We start from the raw sequence: 7,225 nt of genomic DNA, 5'->3' as shown, positions 1-7,225 counted from the left end.
CTCGGTGGCGACGACCGCGAAGCCGCGACCCTGTTCGCCGGCGCGGGCCGCTTCCACGGCGGCATTCAGGGCCAGGATATTGGTCTGGAAGGCGATGCCGTCGATCACCCCGATGATGTCCACGATCTTGCGCGACGAGGTATTGATGGCGGCCATGGTATCGACCACTTCATCGACGATGGCACCGCCCTGCTTGGCGATGTCGGAGGCATTGCGGGCCAGCTGGTTGGCTTCGCGGGCATGGCCGTCGTTCTGCTTGACGGTGGCGGTCAACTGCTCCATGGCCGAGGCGGTTTCTTCCAGCGAGGCGGCCTGGTCTTCGGTGCGGGCCGAGAGGTCGCCGTTGGCGGCGGCGATCTGGGCGCTGATGGTGGCCACGCCGGCGGCGGCATCGCGCACTTCGGTGACGGTATTGCGCAGGTTGCCGCTCATCTCGGAGAGCGCCGCCATGATGCTCTGGCGCTTGCCGCCATCGTAGCGGCGCAGCGCCACCTGGTGATACAGCTCACCGCGATCCACGGCCAGCGCCAGTTGCTTGACCTCGTCCGGCTCGGCGCCCAGGGCGCGACCGATGGAGCGGGTGATCAGGCCGGCCAGCACCACGCCGGCCACCATGGCCGCCGCCAGCAGTACCAGCATGAAGGCCTGGAAGCCGCGCGCGGTACTGCGCGCCTTGGTCGATTCGGCCTGGCTCATGCTTTCCTGCAGGTCGATGAACTTGTTCACCGTGGCCAGCCAGGTGATGAACGCCGGCTTGGCTTCGCCCAGCATGATCTTGCGGGCGCCGTCGATATCGCCGCTGCTGCGGGCGGCGATGATGCGTGCCGACAGCGGCATGGCGCGGGCTTCGGCGGCCTTGATCTGGGCCAGGGCATCGCGCTCTTCGGCATTGGGCGCATGCGCACCCTGGTTGGCGAAGATGGCATCCAGCGGCTGCGCCGACTTCTGGTAATCAGCATCGAGCTTGTTGATCAGGGCCACCACCTCCTTGACCTCGGCATCCTCCACCAGGGTCAGATCGCGCAGGGCGATGGCGCGGTCGTGTACGCTGCCGCGGAAGTTGATCGCATAGCGCTGCTTGACGTTGTTGTCGTCGCTGACCTTGGTCAGGCTGCCTTCGATCGCATTGACCTTGCTGATGCTGACCACCGTCAGTACCAGCATCATCACCAGCACCAGCGCGAAACTGAGCCCCAGACGCGCGGCCACGCTCAGCGAGCGCCCCTTTTTGTTAGCGTTATCCATGATTTCCCCTGTTGTATGAATGCAATGTGCGGATGCGTTCCGCGTCCGGCGCCTCGCTGGCCTTGCAAGACAGGTCGATGATAGGCCACCCGTCCGCCCCGGCCATGACGAAAAAGGACATGTTCAAGGACAACCAGCCCCGACTGGTTGCCCACTGTTTCCCCGGTTCGGGAGCCTATCACGGCGCCGGAAAAACTTCTTGCCACGGCCCGGATTGCGACCCTGCTTCAGGGCAGCCGGGCCTTGCGATCCAGCAGCAAGCCCAGCAAGGCGCAGCAGCCGGCGAACAGGCCGATCCCGCCGACCGCGCCCAGGCCCAGGATGCCGGCCCCCACGGCGCTGCCCAGCGAAAAGCCCAGGTACATGGTCGAGGTATTGAGCGAGAGCGACACCGAGGCCTGCGCTGGCGGTCCGGCCGCGATCAGGCGCGCCATCTGTGCCGGGAAGAAGGCCCACACGGCGAACCCCCACAGGGCCACGGCGACCAGCACCGGTACCAGGGCATGTCGTGGCGTCAGCCAGGTGGCCGCTGCCAGGGCCCAGAAGGACAGCATCAGCAGCAGCAGCGCACTACGCACCACGCGTTGCGAACCGAAGCGGTCGTTGAGGGTGCCGCCGATGCTCACGCCCACGGCGGCGGCGGCGCCCCACAGGGTCACGGTCATGCCGATGCCGGCTTCGCCGAAGCTCAGGGTATGCGCCAGGTAGGGGGCGATATAGGGATAGGCGGCATAGGCGCCGACCGACCAGAACAGGGTCACGGCCAGCAGGCGGCGCACCGGCGCCTGGCCGATTACGCCTACCCGCTCGCGCAGGCTGGCCACGTGCAGCTGGCCGCCGGCCCGGCGATCCACACCCAGCCAGATGCCAACCACCGCCAGCGCACCCATCGCGGCTACGGCCAGGAAGGTGGCGCGCCAGCCGAAGGCATGTCCCACTACCGAACCCAGGGGCAGACCCAGGGCGATGGCGATGGTCATGCCGCCGCTGACGATGGCCAGCGCCCGTCCGCGCTGCTCGGGCTTGACGATGGCGCCGGCCAGGGCGTTGGCATTGGGCGTGTAGAGGCCGGCGGCCACTGCCATCAGCAGGCGGGACAGCAGCAGGCCGGCAAATCCGGTGGAGAGCGCCGCCGCCAGATTGGCCAGGGTAAAGATGCCCATGGCGCCGATGAGCACGTTGCGGCGGTTGACGTTGGCCGAGAGTACGGTGGTGATGGGCGAACTCAGCGCCAGGACCAGCGTGAAGACGATCACCAGGCTGGCCACCACCGACACGCTCATGCCGAAGTCGGCCGCCATGCGCGGCAGCAGCGGGGCGATCATGAAGCCCTCGGTGCCGATGGCGAAGGTACCCAGGGCCAGGAACCCGGCGGTCAGCAGCGAGCCCTGGTGGGGCGCTGCGGAGGGGGCGGGAGCCTGCGCGACAGGCGGGGTAGGAGTGGAGTTCATGCGATTCCTCGATGGTAGGAAGGCGGCCGGCCGGTGCCGGCGGGGCAGCTTGCTGCCCCCGGGGCGCGGGCCGGCTGGTGCCGCGATGACGGATCAGACCGGGATCGGATTGGCGATCAGCGCTTCGTTGAAACCGTTGACCAGCGCGTGCTCGTTGGCGCCCGGGTTGTCACGCAGTGGCTTGATGGCTTCGACCAGGATTTCCTCGTCATCGCTGGCCAGCTTGGCCATGGTTTCGGCGATGAAGGCATCCAGCGGCATGGCACGCGGATCACCGCTCTTTTTGACCAGGTCGGTGTCGACCCAGGGCGGCGCGATTTCCTGCACCCGCACATTGGTCTGGCGCAGCATGAAGCGCTGCGACAGCGCGTAGGAGTGCAGGGCCGCCTTGGTGGCCGAATACACCGCCGTCACCGCCAGCGGCACATAGGCCAGCACCGAGGTGTTGTGGATGATGGTGGCGCTGGGCTGGGCCTTGAGCAGGTCGATCAGGGCCGAAGTCAGGCGGATCGGGCCCAGCAGGTTGGTGTTGATGATGTTGCGGCTGACTTCATCGTCGATGCTGCCGCCGGCGTCGTCGAAGGGCATGATGCCGGCGTTGTTGATCAGCACGTTGAGCCCCGGATGACGCGCCTTCAGGGTGGCGGCGGCGGCTTCGATGCTGGCCAGCTCCGAGACGTCGAAGGCGATGGCATCCATGCCCGGATTGGCGGCGGTGACTTCGTCCAGCAGCGCCTGGCGGCGGCCGCCGATGATGACCTGGTTGCCCAGCTTGTGGAAGGCCTCTGCCAGGGCGCGGCCGATGCCGGAGGTGCCGCCGGTGATGAAGATGACGTTGTCGGTGAGTTTCATGATGTTGCCTTTCTGAAGATATGGTCGTAGGGGCTGAGGAAGACTGCGCAGGGGCAGTCATTCCGGATCGAATCATTGGGGTGTCGGTGTGCGGCGGGGTGGCCGCAGGATCGGCTCAGTGCACGGCCGTGTAACGCGCTGCCGGGACATTGGCCGAGAGCTTGCTGGCCAGGCCCTGGCGGGCGGTCTCGAAACGGGTCCAGGCGTCTTCCTCGTGCAGGGAGGGGATGGTCACCAGTTCGCCGCGCTGGAAGCCGACCAGGGCGGCGTCGACCATCTGGTCGGCCGGCATGACGATGGCCGGGTCCAGGTGTTCCACCGGCAGTCCGCCGATGGCCCAGAAGTCGGTCGCGGTGGCGCCGGGCAACACGGCCTGCACCTGCACGCCCTTGGCCGCCAGTTCATGATGCAGCGATTGCGAGAAAGCCAGCACGAAGGCCTTGCTGCCGCCATAGACGCCGTTGAGTACCTCCGGCGCCACGCCGACGATGGAAGAGATATTGATGATCGCGCCCTGGCCGCGTGCCACGAAGCCGGGGACCACGGCATAGGTCAGGCGGGTCGGCGCGGTGACGTTCAGGGCGATCATGTCGGTCATGTGATCGACATTGCTTTGCAGCAGCGGGGTATGGGTGCCGATGCCGGCATTGTTGACCAGCAGGGTGATGCTGGCATCGTTGCGCAGCTTGTCTTCCACCTGGGCCAGCGACTGGGCCTGGCCCAGGTCGGCTTCCAGCACTTCGACGGTACGGCGGGTGTCGTTGCTGATGCGCTGGGCCAGGGCATTGAGGCGCTCGCGGTTGCGGGCCACCAGGATCAGGTCGTAGCCCAGACGGGCCAGACGATCTGCATACAGGGCGCCGATGCCGGACGAAGCGCCGGTGATGAGGGCGGTACCGCGTTGGCTTGCTGCTTGGGACTGGGTCATGATGTTCTCCTTGGGTTGTCGGTTGCGATGGAGAGCATCTTATGGCGGCGGCCGATTTCCGGAATGACGCAGAAGGTGGTGTTTTCGGACATCCTGACCGGATCCCGTCACCGGCCTCGCGCCCCCCTCAATGTGCGGCGCTGCTGGAAAAGATGTTGATCACCAGCACCCCGGCCACGATCAGGGCGATCCCGGCCACCGCCGGCCCGTCCAGGCGCTGGTGGTGGATCAGCCAGGCGGCCAGCGTGATCAGCACGATCCCCACCCCCGACCAGATGGCATAGGCGACGCTGGTGGGCATGCTGCGCAGGGTCAGCGAGAGGCAGTAGAAGGACAGGCCATAGCCGAGCACCACCACCAGGGCCGGCAGCACACGGGTCATGCCGTCGGAAGACTTGAGGGCGGTGGTGGCGATGACTTCGGCCACGATGGCCACGGCCAGGGTCAGGTAAGGAGAGGAGGTGGGGGAGGGAATAGACATGGGCAGGCTCCTGGGTCAACGAGAGATGGCGGCGGACAGTGTCCGTTTGCGGACGCTGAAGTGTCACGGAAACGGACACCTGGCGGCAAGCTGAGTTCCTAAGTGATTGAATATAAAGGGATTCGTGGCGGGCACGGGGCTTGCAAAAGAGGGAATACCTCTCACCCCTCAAGGAGTTGTCATGAATCTTTCTTCATCCCCGCTTTCAGCCTCGCTGCGCTCGCTGGCGGCTGCCTCGACCCTGGCCCTGCTGACTTCGCTGGTAGCCGCCCATGCCCAGGCACTGCCGCCACCACCGGTTGCCGCACCGGCGCCCGCTGCCGGTGCGGCCATGCCGCCGCCACCGCCGCCGGCCACCTACGAAGCCGCCCTCACGACCCAGGCCCCGGTCACGGAAGGCCGCGTCAGCCGCCTGCTGATCAATCCCTACGGCGAGGTCGATGGCCTGCTGGTGGGTGAACGCACCGTGGTCAAGTTCCCGCCGCACCTGTCGCAGACCTTGCAGGGTATGGTCAAGCCGGGGCAGTCGGTGCGCGTGTTCGGCCAGGGTGAAGCGGCCGGCACCATCAAGGCCGATGCCATCGTCAATCTCGCCACCGGCCAGACCGTGATCGACCGTCCGCCCGCCTTCGACGCCAACCCGCCGCTGCCGCCGCACCTGCGCGCGGCGCAGCTGCGCCAGCTGTCGGTGCGCGGCAAGATCGCCATGGTCCTCACCGGCCCGCGCGGCGAAGCCAACGGCGTCATCCTCGATGACGGCAGCATCGCCCGCTTTGCGCCCGACAGCGTGCGCATGTCGCTGGAACCCGGCGCGCCGTTTGCTGCCAATGGCTTGGGCACCCGCAACAGCATAGGTACCGCCATCGAGGCAATTGATGTCGGTGCCAGCGCGGACAGCGTGCAACCCTTGTACAGCCGGGTGCGCTGAGGCTGCCCTGCCTGGCTGAGTTGGCTGAGTTGGCTGCGTCACTGATGGTCCCGTCGATGCGCAGCTGATGGCTTTGTGCCATCGGTTGCGCCTCTTTTCCTCCTTGTCGTCATTTTCATAAAGAACAAAAAACATGTCGCCCAAAGTCCTTCCCATCGTCTTCCTGATCATCTCCAACGTCTTCATGACCTTTGCCTGGTACGGCCATCTCAAGTTCGAGAACCGTCCGCTGTACCTGGTGATCCTGGTCAGCTGGATGATCGCCCTGGCCGAATACTGCTTCGCCGTCCCCGCCAACCGCATCGGCCACAGCGTCTACAACGCCGCCGAACTCAAGACCATGCAGGAGGTGATCACGCTGGTGGTGTTCTCGATCTTCTCGGTGCTCTACCTGGGTGAGCAGTTCACCATCAACCATCTGGTCGGGTTTGGCTGCATCTGCCTGGGCGCCTTCTTCATCTTCAAGGGGCCGATAGGATGAACGCCAAGGCCGGCTCCATTGCCTGGCTGTCCAGGCTGAACTTCTTCCTGGCCGACGTGCGCGACGGTCTCGGGCCTTTCCTCGGGGTGTTCCTGATGGGGCAGGGCTGGGCCGCCGACGACATCGGCTATGTGATGACGCTGGGCGGCATCGCCGGCATGCTCGCCACCACCCCGGCCGGCGCGCTCACCGATGCGGTGCGCGCCAAGCGCCTGGTGGTCGGGCTGGGATCGGTGCTGGTGGTGGCCGGCTCCTTGCTGCTGCTGGTGGCCCCCAGTTTCACGCTGACCGCCATTTCCCAGGTCGGCACCGGCATCGTCGGCGCCGTCATCGGCCCGGCCATTGCCGGCCTCACCCTGGGCATCGTCGGCCAGCAGGGTTTGCCCGCCCAGCTCGGGCGCAACGAAGCCTGGAACCACGCCGGCAATGTCTTCTCGGCGGCCCTGGCCGGTGCGCTCGGTTACTACTGGGGCCTGCCGGCCGTGTTCGTGCTGATGGCGGTGATGGCGCTGGCTTCGCTGGTCTGCCTGTCGCGCATCCGCCCGCAGGACATCGATCACGACGTTGCCCGCGGGCTGGACCCGGAACGCGCTGCAGCGGACCAGCCGGTCTCCACCTGGCGTGTGCTGGCGGCATCGCGGCCGCTGATGTTGCTGGCCCTGGCGATGATGCTGTTCCACCTGGCCAACGCCGCGATGCTGCCGTTGCTGAGCCAGTCGGTGGTGGCGCGTGGGGGGGCCGATCCGGCGCTCTATACCGCGCTCACGGTGATCGTGGCGCAGCTGGTGATGATCCCCACGGCGCTCCTGACAGGCCGCTTCGCTGAACGCCAGGGCTACTGGCTGCCCATCACCATCGC

General features: G+C 66.6%; 8 protein-coding genes. 3 read left to right on the top strand and 5 right to left on the bottom strand.

Annotation, left to right across the window (positions count from 1 at the left end; all coding sequences use genetic code 11):
- From VE092_RS16080 to VE092_RS16060, 5 genes are all read right to left on the bottom strand, one after another.
- A partial coding sequence (locus VE092_RS16080; protein WP_324878431.1) for a methyl-accepting chemotaxis protein occupies positions 1-1,245 on the bottom strand: 1,245 nt, incomplete at its 3' end.
- Between the two features lie 227 nt (positions 1,246-1,472).
- A complete protein-coding gene (locus VE092_RS16075; protein WP_324878429.1) occupies positions 1,473-2,696 on the bottom strand; it encodes an MFS transporter in 1,224 nt (407 codons plus the stop codon).
- Between the two features lie 93 nt (positions 2,697-2,789).
- On the bottom strand, positions 2,790-3,548 hold the full coding sequence (locus tag VE092_RS16070) for an SDR family oxidoreductase (RefSeq protein ID WP_324878427.1): 759 nt from the start codon (positions 3,546-3,548) through the stop codon (positions 2,790-2,792).
- 115 nt (positions 3,549-3,663) lie between these two features.
- Positions 3,664-4,476: an SDR family oxidoreductase gene (locus VE092_RS16065; protein ID WP_324878425.1), complete on the bottom strand. Its 813-nt coding sequence runs from the start codon at positions 4,474-4,476 to the stop codon at positions 3,664-3,666.
- 127 nt (positions 4,477-4,603) lie between these two features.
- Entirely contained in the window at positions 4,604-4,957 is a 354-nt protein-coding gene (locus VE092_RS16060; RefSeq protein WP_324878423.1) for a DMT family transporter, read from the bottom strand.
- Positions 4,958-5,138: 181 nt separating this feature from the next.
- Here VE092_RS16060 and VE092_RS16055 point away from each other — a divergent pair, with 181 nt between their 5' ends.
- The 3 genes from VE092_RS16055 to VE092_RS16045 all read left to right on the top strand — a co-directional run.
- Positions 5,139-5,885, top strand: a complete 747-nt coding sequence (locus VE092_RS16055) for a hypothetical protein (RefSeq protein WP_324878421.1) — start codon at positions 5,139-5,141, stop codon at positions 5,883-5,885.
- A 133-nt stretch (positions 5,886-6,018) separates the two neighbouring features.
- On the top strand, positions 6,019-6,366 hold the full coding sequence (locus VE092_RS16050; protein WP_006461163.1) for a DMT family protein: 348 nt from the start codon (positions 6,019-6,021) through the stop codon (positions 6,364-6,366).
- A partial coding sequence (locus tag VE092_RS16045) for an MFS transporter (protein WP_324878419.1) occupies positions 6,363-7,225 on the top strand: 863 nt, incomplete at its 3' end. The genes VE092_RS16050 and VE092_RS16045, both read left to right, overlap by 4 nt.

Source organism: Herbaspirillum sp. (assembly GCF_035644555.1).
Classification (GTDB): Bacteria; Pseudomonadota; Gammaproteobacteria; order Burkholderiales; family Burkholderiaceae_D; genus Herbaspirillum.
This window is presented reverse-complemented; position numbering and strand designations above follow the sequence as displayed.

Coding starts and splice junctions, on each gene's coding strand:
- VE092_RS16075 (WP_324878429.1), bottom strand. CDS start 2,696: ATGAACTCCACTCCTACCCCGCCTGTCGCGCAGGCTCCCGCCCCCTCC.
- VE092_RS16070 (WP_324878427.1), bottom strand. CDS start 3,548: ATGAAACTCACCGACAACGTCATCTTCATCACCGGCGGCACCTCCGGC.
- VE092_RS16065 (WP_324878425.1), bottom strand. CDS start 4,476: ATGACCCAGTCCCAAGCAGCAAGCCAACGCGGTACCGCCCTCATCACC.
- VE092_RS16060 (WP_324878423.1), bottom strand. CDS start 4,957: ATGTCTATTCCCTCCCCCACCTCCTCTCCTTACCTGACCCTGGCCGTG.
- VE092_RS16055 (WP_324878421.1), top strand. CDS start 5,139: ATGAATCTTTCTTCATCCCCGCTTTCAGCCTCGCTGCGCTCGCTGGCG.
- VE092_RS16050 (WP_006461163.1), top strand. CDS start 6,019: ATGTCGCCCAAAGTCCTTCCCATCGTCTTCCTGATCATCTCCAACGTC.